General features: G+C 44.1%; 39 protein-coding genes. 34 read left to right on the top strand and 5 right to left on the bottom strand.

Annotated elements, in window-relative coordinates; genetic code table 11:
* The 34 genes from HMPREF1640_RS13700 to rplQ form a co-directional block, all read left to right on the top strand.
* Positions 1–193: hypothetical protein (locus HMPREF1640_RS13700; protein ID WP_231565863.1), on the top strand; the 193-nt coding region annotated here is incomplete at its 5' end.
* A gap of 598 nt (positions 194–791) precedes the next feature.
* On the top strand, positions 792–1,172 hold the full coding sequence (gene rpsL, locus HMPREF1640_RS07260) for a 30S ribosomal protein S12 (protein WP_036893596.1): 381 nt from the start codon (positions 792–794) through the stop codon (positions 1,170–1,172).
* Between the two features lie 183 nt (positions 1,173–1,355).
* Entirely contained in the window at positions 1,356–1,832 is a 477-nt protein-coding gene (gene rpsG, locus HMPREF1640_RS07265; protein WP_036893598.1) for a 30S ribosomal protein S7, read from the top strand.
* Between the two features lie 28 nt (positions 1,833–1,860).
* The gene (gene fusA / locus HMPREF1640_RS07270; RefSeq protein ID WP_036893599.1) at positions 1,861–3,966 is read left to right on the top strand and encodes an elongation factor G; all 2,106 of its coding nucleotides are present in this window, start codon (positions 1,861–1,863) and stop codon (positions 3,964–3,966) included.
* A 79-nt stretch (positions 3,967–4,045) separates the two neighbouring features.
* On the top strand, positions 4,046–4,351 hold the full coding sequence (gene rpsJ, locus HMPREF1640_RS07275; RefSeq protein ID WP_036893600.1) for a 30S ribosomal protein S10: 306 nt from the start codon (positions 4,046–4,048) through the stop codon (positions 4,349–4,351).
* Between the two features lie 81 nt (positions 4,352–4,432).
* Positions 4,433–5,047, top strand: coding sequence for a 50S ribosomal protein L3 (gene rplC / locus HMPREF1640_RS07280; protein WP_036893602.1), 615 nt, complete (start codon positions 4,433–4,435; stop codon positions 5,045–5,047).
* Positions 5,047–5,676, top strand: a complete 630-nt coding sequence (gene rplD / locus HMPREF1640_RS07285) for a 50S ribosomal protein L4 (RefSeq protein WP_036893603.1) — start codon at positions 5,047–5,049, stop codon at positions 5,674–5,676. The genes rplC and rplD overlap by 1 nt, the downstream gene beginning before the upstream one ends.
* Before the next feature lie 17 nt (positions 5,677–5,693).
* Entirely contained in the window at positions 5,694–5,987 is a 294-nt protein-coding gene (gene rplW / locus HMPREF1640_RS07290; protein ID WP_036893604.1) for a 50S ribosomal protein L23, read from the top strand.
* Between the two features lie 7 nt (positions 5,988–5,994).
* The gene (rplB, locus tag HMPREF1640_RS07295) at positions 5,995–6,822 is read left to right on the top strand and encodes a 50S ribosomal protein L2 (RefSeq protein WP_036893605.1); all 828 of its coding nucleotides are present in this window, start codon (positions 5,995–5,997) and stop codon (positions 6,820–6,822) included.
* A 22-nt stretch (positions 6,823–6,844) separates the two neighbouring features.
* On the top strand, positions 6,845–7,114 hold the full coding sequence (rpsS, locus tag HMPREF1640_RS07300; RefSeq protein ID WP_036893606.1) for a 30S ribosomal protein S19: 270 nt from the start codon (positions 6,845–6,847) through the stop codon (positions 7,112–7,114).
* A gap of 35 nt (positions 7,115–7,149) precedes the next feature.
* Positions 7,150–7,557 carry a 50S ribosomal protein L22 gene (gene rplV, locus HMPREF1640_RS07305; RefSeq protein ID WP_036893607.1) on the top strand — a complete coding sequence of 136 codons (408 nt, stop codon included), beginning with the start codon at positions 7,150–7,152 and terminating at the stop codon, positions 7,555–7,557.
* A 5-nt stretch (positions 7,558–7,562) separates the two neighbouring features.
* Positions 7,563–8,288 (top strand): 30S ribosomal protein S3, encoded by a 726-nt coding sequence (rpsC, locus tag HMPREF1640_RS07310; protein WP_036893608.1) that lies wholly within the window; start codon positions 7,563–7,565, stop codon positions 8,286–8,288.
* A gap of 14 nt (positions 8,289–8,302) precedes the next feature.
* On the top strand, positions 8,303–8,731 hold the full coding sequence (rplP, locus tag HMPREF1640_RS07315) for a 50S ribosomal protein L16 (protein WP_036893610.1): 429 nt from the start codon (positions 8,303–8,305) through the stop codon (positions 8,729–8,731).
* A 2-nt stretch (positions 8,732–8,733) separates the two neighbouring features.
* Positions 8,734–8,928, top strand: coding sequence for a 50S ribosomal protein L29 (rpmC, locus tag HMPREF1640_RS07320; RefSeq protein ID WP_036893611.1), 195 nt, complete (start codon positions 8,734–8,736; stop codon positions 8,926–8,928).
* Between the two features lie 8 nt (positions 8,929–8,936).
* Positions 8,937–9,194, top strand: coding sequence for a 30S ribosomal protein S17 (gene rpsQ / locus HMPREF1640_RS07325; protein ID WP_036893613.1), 258 nt, complete (start codon positions 8,937–8,939; stop codon positions 9,192–9,194).
* Positions 9,195–9,196: 2 nt separating this feature from the next.
* Positions 9,197–9,562: a 50S ribosomal protein L14 gene (gene rplN, locus HMPREF1640_RS07330; protein WP_036893615.1), complete on the top strand. Its 366-nt coding sequence runs from the start codon at positions 9,197–9,199 to the stop codon at positions 9,560–9,562.
* A 19-nt stretch (positions 9,563–9,581) separates the two neighbouring features.
* Positions 9,582–9,899 (top strand): 50S ribosomal protein L24, encoded by a 318-nt coding sequence (gene rplX / locus HMPREF1640_RS07335; protein WP_036893616.1) that lies wholly within the window; start codon positions 9,582–9,584, stop codon positions 9,897–9,899.
* Positions 9,899–10,453, top strand: coding sequence for a 50S ribosomal protein L5 (rplE, locus tag HMPREF1640_RS07340; RefSeq protein ID WP_036893617.1), 555 nt, complete (start codon positions 9,899–9,901; stop codon positions 10,451–10,453). Before rplX ends, rplE begins: the two co-directional genes overlap by 1 nt.
* Before the next feature lie 6 nt (positions 10,454–10,459).
* Positions 10,460–10,762: a 30S ribosomal protein S14 gene (gene rpsN / locus HMPREF1640_RS07345; RefSeq protein ID WP_036893618.1), complete on the top strand. Its 303-nt coding sequence runs from the start codon at positions 10,460–10,462 to the stop codon at positions 10,760–10,762.
* A 118-nt stretch (positions 10,763–10,880) separates the two neighbouring features.
* Complete coding sequence (gene rpsH, locus HMPREF1640_RS07350; RefSeq protein WP_036893619.1) at positions 10,881–11,276, top strand: 30S ribosomal protein S8; 396 nt, start codon at positions 10,881–10,883, stop codon at positions 11,274–11,276.
* Positions 11,277–11,291: 15 nt separating this feature from the next.
* Positions 11,292–11,864 (top strand): 50S ribosomal protein L6, encoded by a 573-nt coding sequence (gene rplF / locus HMPREF1640_RS07355; RefSeq protein WP_036893636.1) that lies wholly within the window; start codon positions 11,292–11,294, stop codon positions 11,862–11,864.
* Positions 11,865–11,886: 22 nt separating this feature from the next.
* On the top strand, positions 11,887–12,231 hold the full coding sequence (gene rplR, locus HMPREF1640_RS07360; protein WP_036893637.1) for a 50S ribosomal protein L18: 345 nt from the start codon (positions 11,887–11,889) through the stop codon (positions 12,229–12,231).
* A gap of 6 nt (positions 12,232–12,237) precedes the next feature.
* On the top strand, positions 12,238–12,750 hold the full coding sequence (rpsE, locus tag HMPREF1640_RS07365) for a 30S ribosomal protein S5 (RefSeq protein WP_036893620.1): 513 nt from the start codon (positions 12,238–12,240) through the stop codon (positions 12,748–12,750).
* 17 nt (positions 12,751–12,767) lie between these two features.
* A complete protein-coding gene (gene rpmD / locus HMPREF1640_RS12805; RefSeq protein WP_081935310.1) occupies positions 12,768–12,944 on the top strand; it encodes a 50S ribosomal protein L30 in 177 nt (58 codons plus the stop codon).
* A 32-nt stretch (positions 12,945–12,976) separates the two neighbouring features.
* Positions 12,977–13,423 carry a 50S ribosomal protein L15 gene (rplO, locus tag HMPREF1640_RS07370; RefSeq protein ID WP_036893621.1) on the top strand — a complete coding sequence of 149 codons (447 nt, stop codon included), beginning with the start codon at positions 12,977–12,979 and terminating at the stop codon, positions 13,421–13,423.
* Between the two features lie 2 nt (positions 13,424–13,425).
* A complete protein-coding gene (secY, locus tag HMPREF1640_RS07375) occupies positions 13,426–14,766 on the top strand; it encodes a preprotein translocase subunit SecY (protein WP_036893622.1) in 1,341 nt (446 codons plus the stop codon).
* A 295-nt stretch (positions 14,767–15,061) separates the two neighbouring features.
* A complete protein-coding gene (locus tag HMPREF1640_RS13705; RefSeq protein WP_036893624.1) occupies positions 15,062–15,280 on the top strand; it encodes a hypothetical protein in 219 nt (72 codons plus the stop codon).
* A complete protein-coding gene (infA, locus tag HMPREF1640_RS07385; protein WP_036893625.1) occupies positions 15,259–15,477 on the top strand; it encodes a translation initiation factor IF-1 in 219 nt (72 codons plus the stop codon). Before HMPREF1640_RS13705 ends, infA begins: the two co-directional genes overlap by 22 nt.
* A gap of 25 nt (positions 15,478–15,502) precedes the next feature.
* The gene (gene ykgO / locus HMPREF1640_RS12810; RefSeq protein WP_004350205.1) at positions 15,503–15,619 is read left to right on the top strand and encodes a type B 50S ribosomal protein L36; all 117 of its coding nucleotides are present in this window, start codon (positions 15,503–15,505) and stop codon (positions 15,617–15,619) included.
* Positions 15,620–15,719: 100 nt separating this feature from the next.
* On the top strand, positions 15,720–16,100 hold the full coding sequence (gene rpsM, locus HMPREF1640_RS07390; protein ID WP_036893626.1) for a 30S ribosomal protein S13: 381 nt from the start codon (positions 15,720–15,722) through the stop codon (positions 16,098–16,100).
* A gap of 20 nt (positions 16,101–16,120) precedes the next feature.
* The gene (gene rpsK, locus HMPREF1640_RS07395) at positions 16,121–16,510 is read left to right on the top strand and encodes a 30S ribosomal protein S11 (protein ID WP_036893627.1); all 390 of its coding nucleotides are present in this window, start codon (positions 16,121–16,123) and stop codon (positions 16,508–16,510) included.
* A 43-nt stretch (positions 16,511–16,553) separates the two neighbouring features.
* Positions 16,554–17,162 carry a 30S ribosomal protein S4 gene (gene rpsD / locus HMPREF1640_RS07400; protein ID WP_036893628.1) on the top strand — a complete coding sequence of 203 codons (609 nt, stop codon included), beginning with the start codon at positions 16,554–16,556 and terminating at the stop codon, positions 17,160–17,162.
* A 12-nt stretch (positions 17,163–17,174) separates the two neighbouring features.
* The gene (locus tag HMPREF1640_RS07405; RefSeq protein ID WP_036893629.1) at positions 17,175–18,167 is read left to right on the top strand and encodes a DNA-directed RNA polymerase subunit alpha; all 993 of its coding nucleotides are present in this window, start codon (positions 17,175–17,177) and stop codon (positions 18,165–18,167) included.
* A gap of 75 nt (positions 18,168–18,242) precedes the next feature.
* Positions 18,243–18,818 (top strand): 50S ribosomal protein L17, encoded by a 576-nt coding sequence (gene rplQ, locus HMPREF1640_RS07410; RefSeq protein WP_036893630.1) that lies wholly within the window; start codon positions 18,243–18,245, stop codon positions 18,816–18,818.
* A gap of 154 nt (positions 18,819–18,972) precedes the next feature.
* On the opposite strand, the gene HMPREF1640_RS07415 is transcribed toward rplQ, so the two are convergent.
* The 5 genes from HMPREF1640_RS07415 to HMPREF1640_RS07435 form a co-directional block, all read right to left on the bottom strand.
* On the bottom strand, positions 18,973–20,106 hold the full coding sequence (locus HMPREF1640_RS07415; protein WP_036893631.1) for a hypothetical protein: 1,134 nt from the start codon (positions 20,104–20,106) through the stop codon (positions 18,973–18,975).
* A gap of 142 nt (positions 20,107–20,248) precedes the next feature.
* Positions 20,249–20,536, bottom strand: a complete 288-nt coding sequence (locus tag HMPREF1640_RS13930) for a transposase (protein WP_156098751.1) — start codon at positions 20,534–20,536, stop codon at positions 20,249–20,251.
* Positions 20,537–21,038: 502 nt separating this feature from the next.
* The gene (locus HMPREF1640_RS07425; protein ID WP_156098749.1) at positions 21,039–21,620 is read right to left on the bottom strand and encodes a hypothetical protein; all 582 of its coding nucleotides are present in this window, start codon (positions 21,618–21,620) and stop codon (positions 21,039–21,041) included.
* 27 nt (positions 21,621–21,647) lie between these two features.
* Complete coding sequence (locus HMPREF1640_RS07430) at positions 21,648–22,289, bottom strand: hypothetical protein (RefSeq protein WP_156098750.1); 642 nt, start codon at positions 22,287–22,289, stop codon at positions 21,648–21,650.
* Between the two features lie 109 nt (positions 22,290–22,398).
* Positions 22,399–22,887, bottom strand: coding sequence for an outer membrane beta-barrel protein (locus tag HMPREF1640_RS07435; RefSeq protein ID WP_036893635.1), 489 nt, complete (start codon positions 22,885–22,887; stop codon positions 22,399–22,401).
* Positions 22,888–23,156 lie beyond the last annotated feature (269 nt).

Genomic DNA, 23,156 nt, shown 5'->3' on the forward strand with positions numbered 1-23,156 from the left:
GCCCGCCGTGACCGTTGCCACGGCATGCTCCGCGCAAGCCGGTCGCCGTTGCCCACGTGTCGCGATGACGATTGTCGCGAACGTGAGCCTGCTGCCAAGGCATCGCCCGCCAAAGAAAGACTCGCGACTGTTTTGTCAATTTTATATCAAAAAAACAGGTGGCGTTGATTGTGCCCCGTTAGCGAATTTTTGAACGTGCATCTCGCTTTGCCCGCGCGTTTTCCCAGCTGTTTCGCGCGGCATCTTTTGCCATTGGCGTTTATTGGCCATGCGTTTCGGACCGAAAGGCGCGGCCATTGAGCCTTTGCCGGCGTGCCTTTAGCGGTCATTCGCGGCGGCATTAGCCCCTGATCGTAAAGTCAGCTTGTGTCAATGTCTTGCAAATTTTATAGATATCCATGTAAGGCGCTGACACACTGCAATCTGCGAAATGGTCTCGTTTCTCGCTTGTTTGCGTCCGTCATGCTTCTTTCTTCAAAACAAGCCATTCTCATAAGCTGTTTTGTCGTGTTTTTTTACACGCGCGTTTTAAAAGCAAGGGCATGCCATCTCGCGCTTCTGTTGTTATGTTGTAGGATTGAGGGATGATGTTGTCATTGTGTTAAATAATCATAAATCAAGGCGATATGTTTTATTTTGTTTCCAATAGGGTGAAGTTTTCCATGTATTCTTCGTACCTTTGCACCCCGAAACGGGTGTATTGTATATATATGTCAAGTGGGCATGTAGTGCTCGCTCGCCCGTAATGCATTGATTTCAAATAATAAATATATAAATTAAACAATTAAATTATGCCTACAATTCAACAATTGGTACGTAAAGGCAGAAGCGTTTTGAAGGAGCAAAGCAAGTCTCCGGCCCTGGACGGATGTCCACAGCGCCGCGGGGTTTGCGTCCGCGTTTACACAACAACGCCTAAGAAGCCTAATTCGGCAATGCGCAAGGTTGCCCGTGTTCGTTTAACAAACCAGAAGGAAGTGAACTCCTATATACCGGGAGAAGGCCACAATCTTCAAGAGCACTCGATCGTTTTGGTGCGCGGTGGTCGTGTAAAAGATCTTCCCGGTGTGCGTTATCACATCGTGCGTGGCTCTCTGGACACCGCGGGCGTGGCAAACCGCACGCAGCGTCGTTCCAAGTATGGAGCCAAGCGTCCAAAAGCCAAGAAGTAAAGAAATCAATGCTGAGAGTCGGGGGCAATCGTTAAATTTTAACGGCCAAGGACTCGAGGCTCTTTAAGAAGTTTATTTTATTTAGTTTTGCTGGAGAAGTTAAAGATGGTTGAGTAAATGCCCGAGAGAGGGCGTTGAAGAACAAACGATGACAGCCCCAGGCAGAATAGAGTTAATAAAGAAATGAGAAAAGCAAAACCAAAGAAGCGTGTGATCCTCCCGGATCCGGTGTTTGGCGACCAAAAGGTCTCCAAGTTTGTGAACCACTTGATGTATGATGGCAAGAAAAACACCTCGTATGACATTTTCTACAAGGCTCTTGACATTGTAAAGACAAAGTCAGAAAAAGAAGAGAAGTCTCCGCTTGAGATATGGAAGCAAGCGCTCGACAATATCACCCCTATGGTGGAGGTGAAGAGCCGCCGTATAGGTGGGGCCACGTTCCAAGTTCCTACGGAGATACGCGCGGATCGCAAAGAGAGCGTGTCGATGAAGAATATGATTTCTTTCGCGCGCAAACGCGGTGGCAAGAGCATGGCTGAAAAATTGGCCGCGGAGATAATGGACGCATACAATAACCAGGGTGGCGCCTACAAGCGCAAGGAGGATATGCACCGTATGGCCGAGGCCAACCGTGCGTTCGCTCACTTCCGGTTCTAATCAAGGTATTTTAAAGGATAATAAGACAATGGCAAATCGCGATTTACATTTGACTCGCAATATCGGTATTATGGCTCACATCGATGCCGGCAAGACAACAACGTCCGAGCGTATACTGTTCTATACAGGCAAGACTCACAAAATAGGCGAGGTGCATGACGGAGCGGCTACGATGGACTGGATGGCGCAGGAGCAGGAGCGTGGCATCACGATAACATCCGCTGCCACTACTTGTAACTGGAACTGGAATGGCAAATCTTTCAAGATAAACTTGATTGACACTCCGGGTCACGTTGACTTTACCGCCGAGGTGGAACGCTCCTTGCGCGTGCTCGACGGCGCGGTCGCCACATATTCGGCGGCGGATGGCGTTCAGCCCCAGAGTGAGACGGTGTGGCGCCAGGCGGACAAATACAACGTTCCCCGTATAGGATATGTTAACAAGATGGACCGCTCGGGCGCGGACTTCTTCGAGACCGTGCGCCAGATGAAAGATGTTTTGGGCGCAAATCCTATCGCCATTCAAATACCAATTGGCGCGGAGGAGAACTTCAAGGGCGTGGTGGACCTTATCAAGATGAAAGCCGTGCTCTGGCACGACGAGACGATGGGCGCGGAATATGACGAGGAGGATATACCGGCAGAGCTCGCGGACGAGGCCGCCGAGTGGCGCGACAAGCTCCTCGAGGGCGCCGCCAACTATGACGATGGCTTGATGGAGAAATACCTTGAGGACGCTTCCACGATCACGGAGGAAGAATTAATCAAGGCCATCCGCAAAGGATGTATCGCAATGGAATGCACGCCTATGCTGTTGGGGTCCTCGTATAAGAACAAAGGCGTGCAGCCATTGCTTGATTATATTTGCGCGTTCTTGCCCTCGCCTCTTGACACCGAGAACATTATCGGCACGAACCCGGAAAACGACCAAGAAGAGGATCGCAAGCCCAGCGAGCAAGCACCCACGGCCGCTTTGGCGTTCAAGATTGCCACAGACCCATTTATGGGGCGTTTGGTATATTTCCGCGTGTACTCCGGTAAAGTGGTGGCTGGCTCGTATGTTTACAATCCACGCACGGGAAAACGCGAGCGCATCAGCCGGTTGTTCCAAATGAACTCTCACCAAGAAATCCCTATGGATAGCATTGACGCCGGCGATATCGGAGCGGGCGTAGGCTTTAAGGACATTCGTACGGGTGATACCCTTTGCGACGAGAACAAACCTATCGTTTTGGAATCCATGACATTCCCTGACACGGTGATTTCCATCGCGGTGGAGCCGAAAAGCCAGGCTGATGTCGCCAAGCTTGATAATGGCCTTGCCAAGTTGTCAGAGGAGGATCCCACGTTCACGGTTCATACAGATGAACAAAGTGGACAGACTATTATCTCCGGTATGGGCGAGCTTCACCTCGATATTATCATCGACCGTTTGAAACGTGAGTTCAAGGTTGAGTGCAACCAAGGTAAGCCACAGGTTAACTACAAGGAGGCCATTACCAAGAATGTCGACGCATGGCGCGAGGTTTACAAGAAGCAAAGTGGCGGCCGTGGTAAATTTGCCGATATCATCGTCAATGTGGGGCCAAAAGATCCCGATTACACGGAAGGCGACTTGCAGTTCGTGAACGAGGTCAAAGGTGGTAACGTGCCTAAGGAGTTTATCCCCTCCGTGGAAAAAGGTTTCAAGGATTCTATGAAAAACGGTATCCTCGGCGGTTTCCCAATGACAGGCATGAAAGTTACGCTTGTCGATGGCAGCTTCCACCCAGTGGACTCTGACCAACTCTCGTTCGAGCTCGCCGCTCACGCTGCTTTCAGAAACGTTTGCCAAAAGGCAGGCCCTGTCTTGATGGAGCCTATTATGAAAGTGGAGGTCGTGACGCCTGAGGAGAATATGGGTGATGTGATTGGCGACTTGAACAAGCGTCGTGGCATGGTTCAAGGCATGGACGAGGCTCGTAGCGGCGCTCGTATCGTCAAAGCCATGGTGCCATTGTCAGAGATGTTTGGCTATGTGACAGCTTTGCGTACCATTACGTCTGGTCGCGCCACGAGCTCCATGGAGTACGATCATCACGCGCCTTTGTCCCAGTCTCTTGCGGAGCAAGTGCTGGATGAACTAAAGAAATAACAAAGACAGGAGAGCACTGCTTAGCGAACGACTCTTAAGCGGAGCTCTCCTTGACATATAAATAACAATAACAATACACATGAGTCAAAAAATTCGTATCAAGCTGAAAAGCTATGACCATCAGTTGGTTGATAAATCGGCTGAGCAAATTGTAAAGGCTGTCAAGAGTACGGGAGCCATTGTAAGTGGCCCAATTCCATTGCCAACGCACAAACGCGTCTACACCGTGAACCGTTCCACGTTTGTTAACAAAAAAGCGCGCGAGCAGTTCCAGCTGTCTTCTTACAAGCGTCTTATAGACATCTACAGCGCCACAAGCAAAACTGTGGATTCTTTGATGAAACTTGAGTTGCCGTCAGGCGTGGAAGTGGAAATCAAGGTATAGTTTGCGTCGCGATTGATAGCAGCTAATAAATTTAGGATACACAAAAAAGAATTTTTATATCTTTAATAAACATTTATTGAAATGCCAGGATTAATTGGAAAAAAAATCGGAATGACATCCGTGTTCAGTGCCGACGGTAAAAATGTGCCGTGCACTGTTATCGAAGCTGGTCCTTGTGTTGTAACCCAGGTCAAGACCGTGGAGAAAGATGGCTACAAAGCCGTTCAGCTTGGTTTTGGCGAGGCTAAGGAAAAAAGAACCAACAAGCCCATGGCCGGAATTTTCAAGAAGGCGGGCACAACACCAAAGAAGCACTTGGCCGAGTTCAAGTTTGACGAGGAGTACAACCTCGGCGATACCATTACAGTGGAACTGTTTGCTGACGCTGATTTTGTTGACGTGGTTGGCACCTCCAAGGGGAAAGGTTTCCAAGGAGTGGTTAAACGTCACGGATTTGGTGGTGTGGGCCAAAGCACACACGGCCAAGATGACCGCGCTCGTAAACCGGGTTCTATTGGCGCCTGCTCTTATCCAGCGAAGGTCTTCAAGGGCATGCGCATGGGTGGCCAAATGGGAGGCGATCGTGTTACCACGCAGAACCTCAAGGTGTTAAAAGTAATTCCGGAGCAGAACCTCCTTATCGTGAAAGGTTCTTTTGCCGGTTGCAATGGTTCAACTGTTTTAATTGAAAAGTAATGGAAGTTAGTGTTTTAAATATCAACGGTCAAGAGACTGGAAGAAAGGTAACCTTGAATGAGGCTATCTTTGGGATTGAGCCTAACGTTCACGTCATTTACTTGGATGTAAAGAGGTATCTTGCTGGCCAGCGTCAGGGAACTGCTAAAACTAAGGAAAGAAGTGAACGCTCGGGTTCCACCCGTAAGCTCGGTCGTCAAAAAGGTGGTGGCGGTGCGCGTCGCGGTGATATCAACTCCCCTGTATTGGTGGGTGGCGCTCGTGTGTTTGGTCCACAGCCACGCGATTACAGTATAAAACTTAACAAAAAAGTTAAAGTTCTTGCTCGCAAATCTGCGTTATCTTATAAGGCTCAAGAAAATGCGATCATTGTAGTGGATGATTTTGACTTGGCCTCCCCCAAGACTAAAGATTTCATAAATATAGCTAAAAATCTCAAAGTTGATGGCAAAAAGACGCTTGTGGTTTTGCCAGAAGTTAATAAAAACGTATATTTGTCCGCTCGTAATATTCAAAAGGCAGAAGTTATGACAGCAAATGCAATCAATACGTACAAGATTTTGAATGCAGATGTCCTTGTCATGGCCGAAGGTTCGTTGAAGACAATCGACAATATCTTAAACAAGTAAAGAGGAGAACTATAATTATGGCATTTATAATCAAACCGCTGGTCACCGAGAAGATGACCAAGATTACAGACAAACAGCCCAGCCGTTACGGTTTTCTGGTTCGCCCCGAAGCTAATAAACTCGAGATAAAAAAAGAGGTAGAGAGCCTGTACAATGTTACGGTGTTGGATGTGAACACGGCGCGCTACTCGGGCAAGCGTTCGAGCCGCTATACAAAAGCTGGTCTTGTGAAAGGCCAAAAAAACGCGTTCAAGAAAGCTATCGTCACTTTGAAAGATGGCGATACGATAGATTTTTACAGCAATTTATAAATAAAAAATGGCAGTACGTAAATTAAAACCGGTTACACCGGGACAAAGACACAAGGTTATTGGCACGTTCGAGGAAATTACTGCATCCGTGCCAGAGAAGTCTCTCGTTTACGGAAAACGTAAGACCGGTGGTCGAAACAACACCGGCAAGATGACTGTGCGCTACATAGGCGGCGGTCATAGACAGAAGTATCGTCTTATCGACTTCAAGCGAGAGAAAGATGGTGTTCCTGCTGTAGTTAAGACAATCGAGTATGATCCTAACAGATCTTCCCGAATTGCTCTGTTGTACTACGCAGATGGTGAAAAACGTTACATTATTGCTCCTAACGGGCTGAAGGTGGGTGCAACTTTGATGTCGGGAGCTGAGGCAGCCCCCGAGGTTGGAAATGCATTGCCATTGGCTAACATTCCTGTAGGTACCGTGATTCATAATATTGAGTTGCGTCCAGGACAGGGTGCGCTGCTTGTCCGTTCGGCTGGTAATTTTGCTCAGTTAACTTCTCGTGATGGCGCCTATTGCGTCATTAAACTTCCTTCAGGAGAGACACGCTTAATTCTCTCTACTTGCAAGGCTACCGTGGGTAGTGTTGGCAACTCAGACCATGGATTGGAACGCTCTGGTAAGGCAGGACGCTCCCGTTGGCTGGGACGTCGCCCGCACAACCGTGGCGTCGTTATGAACCCTGTGGATCACCCAATGGGTGGTGGTGAAGGTCGCCAATCCGGTGGGCATCCTCGTTCTCGTAAGGGATTGTACGCAAAGGGGCTCAAGACTCGCGCGCCAAAGAAGCTTTCAAACAAGTATATTATTGAAAGAGCTAATAAGAAGTAATTAAGATAATCAGAGTAAAATTATGAGTCGTTCACTTAAAAAAGGTCCATATATCAATGTTTCTCTTGAGAAAAAAATTCTTGCGATGAACGAGAGTGGAAAGAAAAATGTTGTAAAGACATGGGCTAGAGCTTCAATGATTTCCCCGGATTTCGTGGGTCACACTGTTGCAGTTCATAACGGAAATAAATTTATCCCTGTTTACATTACTGAGAACATGGTAGGTCATAAGCTCGGAGAGTTTTCTCCTACCCGCCGTTTTGGCGGTCACTCCGGTAATAACAAAAAGTAAAGGGGACTAAGATTTTTTAAACAAGTAAATTAATAATGGGAGCAAGAAAACATATCGCGGCTGAAAAATTAAAAGAAGCCCGCAAAAATCAATACTTCGCCAAGCTAAAGGGTGTTCCCTCCTCTCCACGCAAGATGCGCTACGTTGTGGATATGATTCGTGGGATGGAAGTGAACAGGGCCCTTGGAGTGTTGAGATTCTCCAAGAAGCACGCCGCTGCCGATGTGGAGAAACTGCTGCGCTCTGCCATCGCAAACTGGGAGACGAAGAATGAGCGCAAGGCAGAAGATGGTGAACTCTATATAAGTAAGGTCTTCGTTGACGAAGGTGTCACAATGAAACGTATGAGACCAGCACCACAAGGTCGTGGCTACAGAATACGCAAACGTTCTAACCACGTAACACTCTTTGTTGATGCCAAAACTAACGACGTAAAAGAATAAATAGAATGGGACAGAAAGTTAATCCAATAAGCAATCGCCTCGGCATTATCCGTGGTTGGGATTCAAATTGGTTTGGTGGCAAGAGCTTCGGAGAAAATATCGTAGAAGATAAAACAATCCGCAAGTATTTGAACAAACGCTTGGAAAAAGCCAGCGTTTCTCGAATTGTCATTGAGCGCACTTTGAAATTGGTTACCATTACTATTTGTACTGCCCGTCCGGGTATAGTTATTGGTAAAGGTGGTCAAGATGTTGACAAGCTGAAAGAAGAGTTGAAGAAACTTTATAAAAAGGACATTCAAATCAACATTTTCGAGGTTAAGAAACCTGAGCTTGACGCTACTATTGTCGCTAACAACATAGCAAGCCAAATAGAGCACATGATGGCTTACCGTCGCGCTATTAAAATGGCTATACAAAACACAATGCGCGCTGGAGCGGAAGGTATCAAGGTCCAAATCAGTGGACGTTTGAATGGCGCTGAAATGGCAAGGAAGGAAATGTACAAGGAAGGGCGCACCCCTCTGCATACTTTCCGCGCTGATATAGATTATTGCCAGACAGAGGCGTTGACCAAAGTGGGTCTTCTTGGAATAAAGGTTTGGATATGCCGTGGTGAGGTTTACGGAAAACGTGACTTGGCGCCTAACTTCTCTCAGGAACGCCAGAGTGGCAATCGTGGCTTAGGAAGACAAGGCCGTGGTGGTCGTAGAAGAAGTAATAACCGTTAAAAGAAGAAGTTACTATGTTACAGCCGAAAAGAGTAAAATATAGAAGGCCGCAAGATGGGCGTGGCAACAAAGGCAACGCACACCGCGGCACACAACTGGTCTTCGGTTCGTTTGGCATCAAGACGCTTGAGCCAAAATGGATTGATAGCCGCCAGATAGAGGCAGCGCGTGTAGCTGTCAACCGTTACATGAATCGTGAGGGGCAAGTGTGGATACGTATCTTCCCGGATAAACCAATCACACGCAAACCTGCTGATGTGCGTATGGGTAAAGGTAAAGGTGACCCAGCTGGATGGGTTGCGCCTGTTACCCCTGGACGCATCCTTTTCGAAGTAGAGGGCGTAAGTTTTGATATTGCCAAGGAGGCACTTCGACTTGCCGCTCAAAAACTTCCTGTTAAAACCAAGTTTGTGGTAAGACGTGATTACGATAAAAACGCTTAATTATGAAGATTGAAGAAATAAAACAACTCGCCGACAAGGACTTGCGCGAGAAGCTGGAGCAAACCGAGGCAGCTTTGAACAATATGAAGCTTAACCATCAAGTTACTCCGCTTGAGAATCCGATGCAGATTAAAGCTGTTCGTCGTGATGTCGCACGCATGAAAACTGTACTTCGTCAAAGAGAACTTGTTAAGTAAAAAAACAGATGGAAACAAGAAATTTAAGAAAAGTAAGACAAGGTGTGGTGGTGAGCGACAAGATGGACAAGACTATCGTGATCGCTGCCAAGTTTAAAGAGAAGCACCCAATTTATGGTAAATTTGTCCAAAAGACAAAGAAATACCATGCTCATGACGAGAAAAATGAAGCTCATGTAGGCGATACCGTACAAATTATGGAAACGCGCCCTCTTTCTCGTACTAAGAGATGGAGATTAATACAAATCGTAGAAAAAGCTAAGTAATTATGATACAGGCATTAACTAAACTTACAGTATGTGATAACAGTGGCGCGCGTGAGGCCATGTGCATTCGTGTACTTGGAGGCACCGGCCGCCGTTACGCGAGTGTTGGTGACGTGATTGTCGTTTCTGTCAAGAACGTTATTCCTAACAGCGATTTGAAGAAGGGTGCGGTATCTAAAGCTTTGGTTGTTCGCACAAAAAAAGAAATCCGTCGTCAAGATGGATCCTATATACGTTTCGACGACAATGCTTGCGTGTTGTTAAACAATGCGGGCGAGCTTCGCGGAAGTCGTATTTTTGGTCCTGTTGCTCGAGAGTTGCGTGCTATCAATATGAAAGTGGTTTCCTTAGCACCTGAGGTTCTTTAATACATAAAAAATTAAAGTAATGAGTAAGTTACATATAAGAAAAGGTGATACCGTGATTGTCATTGCTGGTGCGGACAAGGGTAAGACCGGCAAGGTGCTCAAGGTTATGGTTGATGATAACCGCGCCATCGTAGAAGGTGTCAACATGGTGTCTAAAAGCACCAAGCCATCGGCGAAGTATCCTCAAGGAGGAATTATTAAGCAAGAGGCGCCAATACATGTATCTAATTTGAATCATGTCGACCCAAAGAGTGGCAAGGCTACTCGTGTTTCTATCAAGCATGAGGGCAAGAATGTCATTCGTATCGCAAAAAAATCAGGGGAGGTAATTAAGTAATGAATACAGCACAATTAAAAAAGCAATATAAGGATGTGATTGCTCCTGCTCTGAAGAAGCAATTCAATTATTCCTCAAGTATGCAAATACCTGTATTGGAGAAGATAGTTATTAATCAGGGACTGGGTGACGCTACGCAAGATAAAAAGATTATCGACGTGGCTATCAACGAGATCAGTACCATCGCCGGTCAAAAAGCGGTGACTACATATTCTAAGAAGGATATTGCAAACTTTAAGCTTCGTAAAAAAATGCCTATCGGAGTCATGGTTACATTGCGTCGCGAGCGTATGTATGAGTTTCTTGAGAAACTTGTTCGTGTGGCCTTGCCTCGCATCCGTGACTTTAAGGGCGTTAATACTAAGTTTGATGGTCGTGGCAACTATACGCTTGGCGTGACAGAGCAGATAATTTTCCCGGAAATCAATATAGATCAAATCGATCGTATTCAGGGTATGAACATAACGTTTGTAACTTCTGCGAAAACTGACGAAGAGGGCTATGCGCTTCTGAAGGGTTTCGGACTTCCTTTTAAAAATGCTAAAAACGATTAATGTAATATGGCAAAAGAATCAATGAAAGCTCGCGAGGTAAAGCGTGAGAAACTTGTTGCTCGATATGCAGAGAAACGTGCGGCTTTAAAAAAGATTATCGCGACTACTGAAAACCCTGCGGAGGCGTATGACGCTGCCCGTAAGCTTCAGGCAATTCCAAAGAATGCGAACCCCATTCGTCTTCACAACCGTTGCAAAATCACGGGACGTCCAAAGGGGTACATTCGCCAATTTGGAATCTCTCGTATCCAGTTTCGCGAGATGGCGTCACAGGGACTTATTCCCGGAGTTAAAAAGGCAAGCTGGTAGAATCTTTACGGAATAGTTAAGGCTTGTTAGCCATGTGGGACCGCTAACAACCTTGATTTGTATAGGAAGATATTTTTAATATTGTCGGGGTAGTCCCGATTAATTAAACTTTATATTTATGACAGATCCAATAGCAGATTATCTGACAAGATTGAGGAATGCGATTATGGCACATCATCGTGTCGTGGAGGTTCCTGCGTCAAACATGAAGAAATCTATTACAAAGATTCTCTTCGAAAAGGGTTACATCTTAAACTACAAGTTTATTGAGGATGGACCACAGGGAACTATTAAAGTAGCATTGAAGTATAACCCTGTATCAAAACAAAATGCTATCAAGTGTTTGAAGCGCGTCTCTTCTCCCGGTTTACGGATGTATACTGGATACAAAGACATGCCGAGAGTAATTAATGGACTGGGTATCGCTATTTTATCCACGTCGCAAGGTGTAATGACAGACAAAGAAGCGCGCGACTTAAAGATAGGTGGTGAGATTCTTTGCTACATCTATTAATTGGAGGATTTGAATATGTCTAGAATAGGAAAATTACCAATTAGCATACCATCGGGAGTTACGGTTAGCTTCGATGAAAAAAGTAATATCGTTACTGTAAAGGGGCCCAAGGGAGAGCTTGCCCAAGAGATAAGCCCTTCTATTAAGTTGAATAATAACGACGGTCAAATTGTTCTTGAAATTGACGAGAGCAGCCCTGTAGATTATAAACAAAAACAAGCTTTTCATGGTTTGTACCGCTCTTTGATCAATAATATGGTTGTTGGCGTTAGCGAGGGCTACACAAAAGAGCTTGTACTTGTCGGTGTTGGTTACCGTGTTTCGAATCAAGGAAATCTTATAGAGTTCTCACTTGGCTATACCCACCCAATCTATTTGGAGTTGCCGAAAGAGGTCAAGGTTGAAACAAAGTCTGAGAGAAACCAAAGTCCGGTCATCACTCTTCAAAGTACAGACAAGCAGCTGTTAGGTTTGATTTGTGCAAAAATTCGTTCTTTCCGTAAGCCTGAACCTTATAAGGGTAAGGGTATCTTGTTTAAGGGCGAAGTTATTCGTAGAAAGTCTGGTAAGACAGCAGCTGCCAAGTAAATTTTATTAAGAGTTTATGATTATGACAACAAAGAAAGAACAAAGACGAATTAAGATAAAGTTCCGTATTCGCAAGAGTGTTAATGGAACAGCAGAGAGACCGCGTCTTAGCGTTTTCCGCTCTAACAAGCAGATATACGCTCAGGTCATTAATGATTTGGAGGGCAATACTTTGGCTTGTGCGTCATCTCTTGGATTGGAGAAACTGCCCAAAAGTGAGCAAGCCGAAAAGGTTGGAGAAATGATTGCTCAGAAAGCTAAAGCCGCAGGAGTGGAGTCCGTTGTTTTTGACAGAAATGGATACCTTTATCATGGTCGTGTGCAGGCACTTGCGGATGCGGCACGTAAAGCTGGTCTTAATTTTTAAACGAATATGGCAATGAATAAAGTAAATATAAATAGTGACGCTGAATTAAAAGACCGTTTAGTTGCTATTAACCGTGTAACAAAAGTTACAAAGGGTGGTCGTACCTTCACTTTCGCTGCCATTGTCGTAGTGGGCGATGGCAAAGGTGTTATCGGCTATGGTTTAGGAAAAGCGGGTGAGGTTACTGCTGCGATCGCAAAAGGCACTGAGGCCGCTAAGAAAAATTTAGTTCAGGTTCCCGTCCTCAAGGGTACAGTGCCTCATGAAGTTGAGGTAAAATACGGTGGAGCCCAAGTACTTCTTAAGCCTGCTGCAGAAGGTACCGGACTAAAGGCAGGTGGTGCTATGCGCGCCGTGTTGGTGAGCGCTGGTATTACCGATGTGATAGCTAAGTCTAAAGGCTCTACAAATGCTCATAACCTTGTTAAGGCCACTATTAAAGCATTGGCGGAAATGCGTGATGCCTATCAAATAGCGGGAGAGCGTGGAGTCGCAATGGAGAAAGTGTTTAACGGTTAATCAAGGAGAAATATACAATGTCAACTATAAAAGTAAAGCAGATAAGGAGCGCCATTGGTTATCCTGTTGATCAAAAAAAGACACTTCGTTCTTTGGGACTACGTAAGATTTCTCAGGTAGTTGAAATTGACGACACTCCCAGCAATTTGGGGATGGTTCGCAAAGTTCACCATTTGGTGGAAGTAGTCAAGTAATAAGTTTTAATTCAGATAATTCAGACGAAATCATGAAACTAAATAATTTGAAACCAACAGAGGGTTCTACTCATTCACGTCGTCGTATAGGTCGCGGCACCGGCTCGGGCCTGGGTGGCACCTCTACCCGTGGACACAAGGGAGCCAAGTCTCGTTCTGGTTATAAGAGAAAGATCGGATTTGAGGGTGGACAGATGCCTTTGCAACGTCGTGTTCCAAAATCTGGTTTTAAGAACATTAACCACAAGGAATATTTGGCTGTCAATCTTTCAGTTCTTCAGAAACTGGCGGAAGAGAAATCCCTTGTCAAGATTGGTATCGCGGAGCTTGTTGATGCACGCATAACCAATGGTAGGGAACTTGTCAAAATACTTGGAAATGGCGAGTTGAAAGCAAAACTTGAAGTAGAAGCTAACGCTTTCTCAAGATCTGCGGAAGAGGCTATTAAAGCTGTTGGTGGGAAAACAACTATAATTTAACAATGAAAAAGTTAATTGAGACACTAAAGAACTGTTGGAGAGTGGAGGATTTGCGTCAGCGACTTCTCGTCACTCTTTTGTTTACGGCTATATACCGTTTTGGATCTTTTGTTGTATTACCAGGCATCGATCCAGCTAAACTTGACCAATTACAGTCGCAAACGGCGGGTGGCTTGATGTCACTGCTTGACATGTTCTCTGGTGGAGCATTTTCTAACGCATCCATATTTGCGCTTGGAATTATGCCTTATATCTCAGCTTCTATTGTTATGCAACTTCTTGCTGTCGCTGTGCCTTATTTTCAAAAAATGCAGCGTGAAGGTGAAAGTGGCCAAAAAAAAATACAGTGGTATACTCGTATTCTTACGGTAGCTATTCTACTGTTCCAAGCTCCGAGTTATCTTATTAACTTGAAGATGCAAGCCAGTGGCGCTTTAGCCAGTGGCATATCTTGGAGCGTATTTATGATTCCGGCAACGATTATCCTTGCAGCAGGAAGTATGTTCATTCTATGGTTGGGTGAGCGTATTACAGACAAAGGAGTTGGAAATGGCATATCTCTTGTCATTATGCTTGGTATTATTGCTCGATTGCCGCAGGCTTTCGTGCAAGAGGTTACATCGCGATTTACGGCCATTTCTGGTGGTGGACTTGTGATGTTTATCGTTGAGATACTCATCCTATACGCTGTTGTGTGTGCTGCTATTCTTTTGGTTCAAGGAACCAGGAAAGTTCCAGTGCAATATGCAAAGCGTTTGGTTGGCAATAAGCAGTATGGTGGCGCTCGCCAGTATATCCCTCTAAAACTTTTCGCTGCGAATGTGATGCCCATTATTTTTGCTCAAGCTTTGATGTTTATTCCTTTGGCGATAGTTCAATATCAAGCGGAAGGAGCGTCTTGGTGGGTTAGAGACATGATGAACAACAGAAGTTTGTTGTATAATATCGTGTATGTTATCCTAATTGTGGCTTTTACATATTTTTATACTGCCATCACGCTAAATCCAACTCAGATGGCCGAAGATATGAAGCGCAATAATGGTTTCATTCCGGGTGTTAAACCTGGAAAGGATACGGCGGATTACATTGACGTTGTTATGTCACGTATAACTTTGCCTGGTTCATTGTTCATAGCGTTTATAGCTGTCATGCCAGCTCTTGCGGGACTTCTGGATGTTCAAAGTGCGTTTTCACAGTTCTTTGGCGGTACTTCTTTGCTGATCACTGTAGGTGTTGTCATCGACACTCTTCAGCAAATAGAGAGTTACCTCCTTATGCGTCACTATGACGGACTGTTAAATTCTGGTCGTACTCGACAAGGGGGCACTGTTAGTGCCTATTAATTTCTCTTTTGGATGAAGATTTCTCTGAAGACAGGAGATGAAATTGACCTTATGTGAATGCGAACCGGTTGGTGGACGCTACTTTAGCGGAGGTAGGACGATATACAAACCTGGTGTTACATCACCTCAACTTAACAGAATTGCTGAGCGGTATACTTGTGTTCATGGAGTCGAGTTAACGTTTAAGAATTTTCCCAATCCATACGGTAGTTCTTTTCTTGACTCCATTTACACATCTGTTAACAAGTTTGCCAATTATTGAGCTCGACGCTGTGGCATAATGCTTAAAGCGTGAATGTGTATTGCTAAAGGGTCATTGGTGATAAAAGGTGGCGCTGGCGAAGTTTGGATGCTTTCCGGTAAGTGGGACATTGAAGCGCAATATAGCACACTACTTGCTCTTTTGGTCGTTCGGTGGCAGTCAGAAAAGGTCTTGCTTGAGATTTTATCAACGTTTGAGGAAATAGAAAAACAAGAAGGAAATCAATATTTATGTCAAAACAGTCTGCAATAGAACAAGACGGTACGGTAATAGAGAATCTTTCCAATGCTATGTTTCGTGTTGAGCTTGAAAATGGAGTTCAAATAATCGCGAACATTTCTGGCAAGATGCGTTTACATTACATAAAAATTCTTCCCGGAGACAAAGTGAAGGTGGCTATGAGCCCCTATGACTTGACTAAGGGGAGAATAGAGTTCAGATACAAATAAACTAATTAATAGATAGCTTAAGGATATGAAGACAAGAGCATCACTAAAGAAGCGTACACCTGACTGTAAGATTGTTCGTCGAAAAGGTCGTCTGTTCGTCATTAACAAGAAAAACCCTAAGTTCAAATTACGCCAGGGTTAATGTTAAAATTTATCAAAAGGTACTAATTGCGGCAATTAATTAGTAACTTTGTGTGATTTTTGACAAATTCAACATTTAAAATTTTTTATTCAATCAACAAATGGCAATAAGAATTGTTGGAGTAGATTTGCCCCAAAACAAGTGTGGCGAAATCGCATTGACCTATATTTATGGTATAGGTCGAAGTAGTTCAGCAAAGATATTGGATCAAGCCGGCGTGAGCCGTGACCTTAAAGTCAGTGAATGGTCAGATGACCAAGCAGCTAAAATCCGTGAAATTATCAGCGCAGGCTACAAAGTAGAAGGTGATCTCCGTTCGGAGGTACAAATGAGTATCAAGCGTTTGATGGACATAGGCTGCTATCGTGGCGTTCGTCATCGTAATGGTCTTCCCGTTCGCGGACAGAGCACAAAGAATAATGCTCGTACCCGTAAGGGTAGAAAGAAGACTGTTGCTAACAAGAAAAAGGCTACTAAGTAATTTATAGGAGGAAATTAATTATGGCAAAAACAAAAGCAACATCTAAAAAGAGAAACGTAAGAGTGGACGCAATGGGACAGCTTCATGTTCATAGTTCATTCAACAATATCATTGTATCGCTTGCCAATAGTGAGGGGCAGGTTATTTCTTGGTCTTCAGCGGGCAAGATGGGATTTCGTGGTTCCAAAAAGAATACTCCTTATGCAGCTCAGGTGGCGGCCGAGGATTGTGCCAAGGTGGCTTATGGTTTAGGCTTGCGTAAAGTGAAAGCCTATGTCAAGGGGCCTGGCAACGGTCGTGAAAGTGCTATTCGTGCCGTGCATGGCGCTGGAATAGAGGTGACGGAGATTATTGATGTTACTCCACTTCCACACAACGGATGTCGTCCTCCGAAACGCCGTCGTGTATAGTAGTGTGTATTCAAAATACAATAGATTAAAATAATAAAATATTATGGCAAGATATATAGGTCCTAAATCTCGAATTTCACGCCGTTTCGGCGAACCCATTTTCGGTCCGGATAAGGTACTCGCTAAGCGTAATTTTCCTCCGGGGCAGCATGGAAATGATCGTCGCCGCAAACAGTCTGAGTATGGTCTCCAGCTTGCGGAGAAACAAAAAGCGAAATACACTTACGGTGTGTTGGAGCGTCAATTCCGCAACCTGTTTGTTAAGGCGGCTAAAAGTGGCGGCATTACAGGTGAAGTACTTCTCCAGCTCCTTGAGAGTCGTTTGGATAATGTTGTTTACCGTTTGGGCATTGCCCCGACTCGTGCTGCTGCGCGTCAGTTAGTTAATCACAAACACATCATCGTTGACGGGCAAGTTGTTCGTATTCCTTCATATTCCGTTAAGCCAGGTCAGGTTATTGGCGTTCGCGAGAAGTCAAAATCTCTCGAAGTCGTAAGTGAGGCTCTTGCGGGTTTCAATCATAGCAAGTATCCTTGGGTTGAGTGGGATGAGCATACCAAGAGTGGCAAATTTTTGCATGTACCCGAGCGTGAGGATATTCCCGAGAATATAAAGGAACAATTAATCGTAGAGTTGTACTCTAAACAATAAATCATTAAATTAATGGCGATATTAGCATTTCAAAAACCTGATAAAGTTGTGATGCTGGAGGCAACGGAGTGTTTGGGAAAGTTTGAGTTCTCACCTCTTGAGCCAGGTTTTGGTGTAACCATTGGTAACGCCTTGCGCCGCATCCTCCTTTCATCCTTGGAAGGTTTTGCTATCAATACTGTGCGCATTGCAGGCGTTGAGCATGAATTTTCTTCTGTGCCGGGTGTAAAGGAAGATGTAACCAACATCATTTTGAATCTCAAACAAGTTCGATTCAAACAAGTAGTAGAAGAATTCGAGAACGAGAAAGTTAGTATCACCGTAGAGAATTCCACAGAATTCAAGGCAGGTGATATTGGTAAGTATCTGACTGGATTTGAAGTGTTAAATCCTGATTTGGTGATTTGTCATTTAGACTCCAAGGCATCTATGCAGATTGATCTCACTATCAACAAAGGTCGTGGATATGTTCTCGCGGACGAGAACCGTCAGTTCTGCACGGATGTAAATGTACTTCCCATTGATTCTATCTACACCCCTATCCGTAATGTGAAATATAAAATAGAGCCCACTCGTGTTGAGCAAAAAACCGATTACGATAAGCTTTGTTTAGAAGTCACTACGGATGGTTCCATACATCCTAAAGATGCTCTCAAAGAAGCGGCGAAGATACTTATTCATCACTTCATGTTGTTCTCTGACGAAAAGATTACATTGGAAAATCCAGACCAAGACAGCAACCAGGAGTTTGATGAAGAAGTGCTTCATATGCGTCAATTACTTAAGACTAAGTTGATTGATTTAAATCTTAGTGTTCGTGCGCTTAATTGTCTGAAGGCTGCCGATGTTGAAACACTTGGCGACCTTGTACAGTATAATAAGACCGATCTCTTGAAGTTCCGCAATTTTGGTAAGAAATCGCTCTCAGAGCTTGATGATTTGCTTGAGAGTCTGAATCTATCATTTGGAACTGATATTTCAAAATACAAATTGGACAAAGAATAAAATCGTAGTTCATTTGTGAGGCGTGACCTCTCATTGTGAATACGTATATGATTGTCCTTAACAAGTACCAAAAAAATGAGACATAACAAAAAATTTAACCATCTGGGCCGTACTGCATCTCATCGAGCCAGTATGCTTGCTAACATGGCATGCAGCTTGATCATGCACAAAAGAATCACTACGACCCTCGCCAAGGCTAAAGCTCTTAAAAAATATGTAGAGCCATTGATTACGCGTTCCAAAAACGACACGACAACAAGTCGTCGCGTGGTGTTCCGCTATTTGCAAGACAAGTATGCTGTTAAGGAACTCTTCGGAGCTGTATCCGAAAAAGTTGCGGATCGTCCTGGAGGCTATACCCGTGTTATCAAATTAGGCACTCGTTTGGGCGACGCCGCCGAGATGGCTTTCATCGAGCTTGTCGATTTTGACGAGAACATGGCCAAGACACCAAAGGCCGAGAAGAAGACACGTCGTAGTCGTCGTAGCAAGAAGTCTGCTGACAGCGAGAATGTCGCAGACACGGCCGCTACCGAAAACAAAACAGAGCCTGTTAAGACCAAGACTCCGAAACCTGAGGAAAAACCTCAAACTATTACTTCGGATGCCGAAGAGTCAGCGGCAGAAACTGCCGATAGCAAGGAGAAATAATCCGCGGGATAAGGATGCTTTCGGTAAGGCATTGCTTACAAATAAGACAACGATAGATTTTTTATAAAATCTCTCATATATAAAATCTCCAACCCATAAGAGTTGGAGATTTTTTATGGTCATTGGTGAAAGACACTCGCTTGGTTACGGCATTTCAATAGATACGATAATCTTTCTTTATATTTTGTAGACTTTCTTCTTGTTTTGTTTCTTTTTTACTCATAATGCTCTTCATCGCAAAAGGTTTGGGTAGTATAAGATACACCGTCTTGTCGTCTATGGATTTTTCTTGATAGGGCTTTGCTTTATAAATGGATGTCACGCTGTAAACATTCTCTCCTTTTCTCTTTTTGCTGTCAAACTCTTCCCGTATGTAATTGGCATATTGGCAATTACTTAGATAGTAAGAATTTCCTAGCTGCTGATACTCCACCTCTATGTCTATCTGCCAATCTTTGTACTTATGTCCGTAAAAAACATTAACTGTTGATCGTACAAAGGCATTTGTTCGGTTCTTCATGTTGTACTCCAATCCCGTGGATCTTTTAGCTCTAAGTATTACATTTCTTACCGTGTCTATACATAAAAAGCCCGAATCTTTCCATTGTTTTTTTGACTTGAATTGAATTTTCGCTACATTATCCCCTAATCCTTCTGTCTGCTCATCTATATAAAATATATGGTCTTTTACGAATTTCTCGTCCATATCAGAAACAAAATCATGATAAAGCGTATTTTTCAGATTGCTGTAATCACACCCTGCGGTTTGATCCTTAAAAGTTATGATGCTCTCCATGGGATGGATTTCAAATAATTCGTTCTTTCTTACCAGCCCTTTACTCGCAAAATGGTACAACATCGCATTACCGATATTCTGTGTCTCGTAGTAATACTTTTGCACTCCATCGTTCCTATATTTTGCCGCTTTCTGCTTGACAAAATTCTTCAGCGTTGGCCTGATCCAAGCAGGCTCCCCTGCAAAATTCACCACAATCTCTGGGAGCGTTCGTGTCATCTGCCGCAGAAACAACGTGTCAGGTAGCGTCCTCACGCATACTTTCCGATAGTTAATATGTGATATTATAAGGCTGTCAAAAGTGAAATCCAAGCTCACGCGTCCCTGTTGGTCACTGAATGTGCTTTTCACTTTCCCTTGGCAAGTTGTGTAGACACTGGCCCTGCTTACAGGAATGTCATTTATTTTATCCCACAGCACAAAAAGCCTCTGCGCGAATAAATGCGCGGATAAAAACAGGCAAACAATGATGATAGAAATCCTTTTATTCATTTTATTTATCAAATCACTTCTGTCCAAAACAATTTTCCTCAAAAGTCAATAGACCATTTATGGCATAGAGTTCCTTATCTCCAGCACTCGCTTGTAACATCGGTTCAAGCGCTCTTTCCAATTCGTGGTGTAGATCATTCGCCTATACTAAGAATAGATAAGTGAAGTAGACTGCGTTGCGCTCATGCTTTAAGCGTTTGATACTCGGATAGCGACTGCCCCAACGTTTGGCAAAGATAGTCAATTTTTCGTAACCATGCGCACATATACAAGAAGAATCTTCCATTTCGAAGAGTTCATTGAGTTCTAGGCTCATCTGTAGCTTGTATTTATAACTCACTGCAACGAGCGCATTCCGCTTGAAATGATCCACACAGAACTGGTGTCGAGCAAAATGAAAGGTCGAGCACACGGTGTTCTCTATTCCGATATGTCAGAGAATTAATAATTTTGCTCATCAGAGAGCAAAATCCCGACTCTCTTTAAGTCTCTTTGGAAATATTTCCAAAATTTGTAATTGTGTAAGGTCCTTTGTCTTTTATTTTTTTTGTAATAATTACAAAGATAAGACTTTAATGGGATCTTACACACTTTTTTAGGACAGTATTGTTTTAAGAGAAAATGAAAAGCCCATAGGAGCATCATGTTTCCTATGGGCTAGCTCGATTTATCCCAAATCAGTCGTTAGGATTTTCGATATTTGCAATATTCTTTTAGTCTTTTTTCATTTAACTTCGAGGGCGTTTAGCGGGCTAAACAACCAAGAAGTTGGAGGAAAAGAGGCAAAAGAAGATGCAAAGATGAAGAATAGCATCGTGCAAATAAAGAAAGAGGGACATCTCGCGTCCTAATGACAGATTTGGGTTTATTGTCTGTCCCGACTTTATAGTTCCTCCGTTTCGGTCTGCCTTTAACAGCCTACGTTCAGCACGTCAGAGCACGAAGTCAAAGCCTATCTTCAAGTTCAGCGAGGGCATTATCTTGCCGTCGATATAATGCGTGGTGACATTAACTCCTACTGTCGGACCGTTTAATTCCTTCTCAATGCCTACCACGGCGGCGGCAGAGAATCCCTTAAAAGTATCCCCTTCTATTTCATCCACCACCTTCTGTTTGGGGTTGCCAATGGTTTCTATGGAACCCCAGCCGCCAAGCAGCTGAGCAGTGGCACGCAGTCCGTCGGAGAGAGTGTGCGCATATCCAGGACCGATGCCAAACAAAAATGCATCGCGATTGTGCCGTATCTTTGCCGGTTCGCTGGCATAGATGCCGTCGTAGCGACCTCTGCTGAAACCGCCGTGGATGATTGTGCCGAGAAACCACTTCTCATTGAGGATCAGACGACCGCCCAAATTGTAGTCCCAACCTATCTTTTTCGTCATCGATGGGAAATATTGTATTCCGCCGGTCAGGTCGATATGAATGATCTGTGCCTTCAGTTCGCTGCTAAAAAAGACTGCCGCCGCAAACAGCAGCGACAGTCTTATCTTTCTTAATGATATGTGAGTAGTCATAATATCAATTCAGTCTGCAGCATGTGCCTACCGATTAGGATTATACTCTTGAGCTATTGTTTCGTATTCGAGCGGATTTATCTCCGCGTCTTGCAGCTTCTTGCAGAGCACTGGGTCGTCGCTCAGGTATTCTTGGAAACGCTCTCTCGCAGCACGCTTGCTATTGCTGGTCATATAAATTCCGTAAGGAACAGTCTCGCCTTCCTTCAGTGCGTAGTACAGGATGTCGCCTCCCTTTACGCTTGATATCTTCAGTACGCCGTTCGAAGGAATGGAATAATTGAAGCTGCAGGCATAAATTTTGAGGTGGGGACCACTCGTAAGCAATGTCATCCATAGTGGTTTGCACACTTTTTTAGGATTTGTTAACTTGTGGGATGGCAGATACTGGAGAACGTGCTTTATGTCTGTGTGGGTCTTTTTCCAAACTACCAGCTCCTTGATGTTCTCACAATTAAGCACCGTCTTCTGTTTGTCGGCGGTCACGATGGTGAGTTTCTTAGTGTTGGCATTAGGCATCTCCACCCTGCCAGTGAGTACTTTGCCGTCGGTGGTGGTAATGCGTCCTTCCTCTTTGTCGGTGATGTCCTTCACAATACTGTAGATTTCGCAGCCGGAGAACATGAAAACGGTAACCAAGGCAAACAATAATAATGCTGACTTTTTCATAATTTCAAATGTTTATATATTGTTTTTATTCTTTCATTTTATCCCAAATCAGTCGTTAGGATTTTCTATGTTTGCAGGATTCTTTTAGTCTATTTTCGTTTAACCCAAATCACCACACATAGGCAACGCCTGCAGTGATGAGGGCGCGACCGAAGTCGCTAACGTAGTGATACTTCGCTTCGCCGAAGACTTTCAACGACTCGTTGATGTAGTATTCGCAGCCTGCACCTGCATTTAAGTATATTTTGCCTTCCGTTTCATCGGCATCGCTTGGGTCAGCTCCTGGTATTTTCAACAGGTCGGGATATTTTCCTTTCACATTCAAAATGGAATACCCCATGCCGGCAATAGGATAAACGCCCAGCTTCTTGGTGAGAGGGAAGACATAATGGAAGTCGGTTCCGAACTCGATAATGCTCAGGCTGTTGTTACGCAGGAAATAGTTGCCGTTGACATTTGCCCTGAATTGATCGCCAAAAAATTTCTGTATACTCAGTCCCACGCCTGCATTTGTGTAGTCGCTGCTAACTCCGAGGTTAGCCGTGGCACCAAAAGAGAAAGTTCCGAAGTCGACTCTCAGCTGGGCATTTGCCGGCATGTATGTCGAAAGAATTAACAGAGAGAATAATAAAAACTTCTTCATAATTTAGTAATTTAATAATTTAAGCATACAGAAAAATATAAATTTTGGTCACACAGATGACGAAAAAAGGCATGTAAGTGGCGATTGCTTTGAAATACAGACGATTACACGCTGTTTTGTCTATGTCGCCATTACCTTGATTCATAGTTTATAGTATTATTCACGTAAAGGTATTTTTTTTTTTTCTAAATAAGCAATACTTTTCTCCTTTTTTTTTGAATAAA

It is taken from the genome of Prevotella sp. S7-1-8, assembly GCF_000758925.1.
In the GTDB taxonomy this organism is placed as follows: domain Bacteria; phylum Bacteroidota; class Bacteroidia; order Bacteroidales; family Bacteroidaceae; genus Prevotella.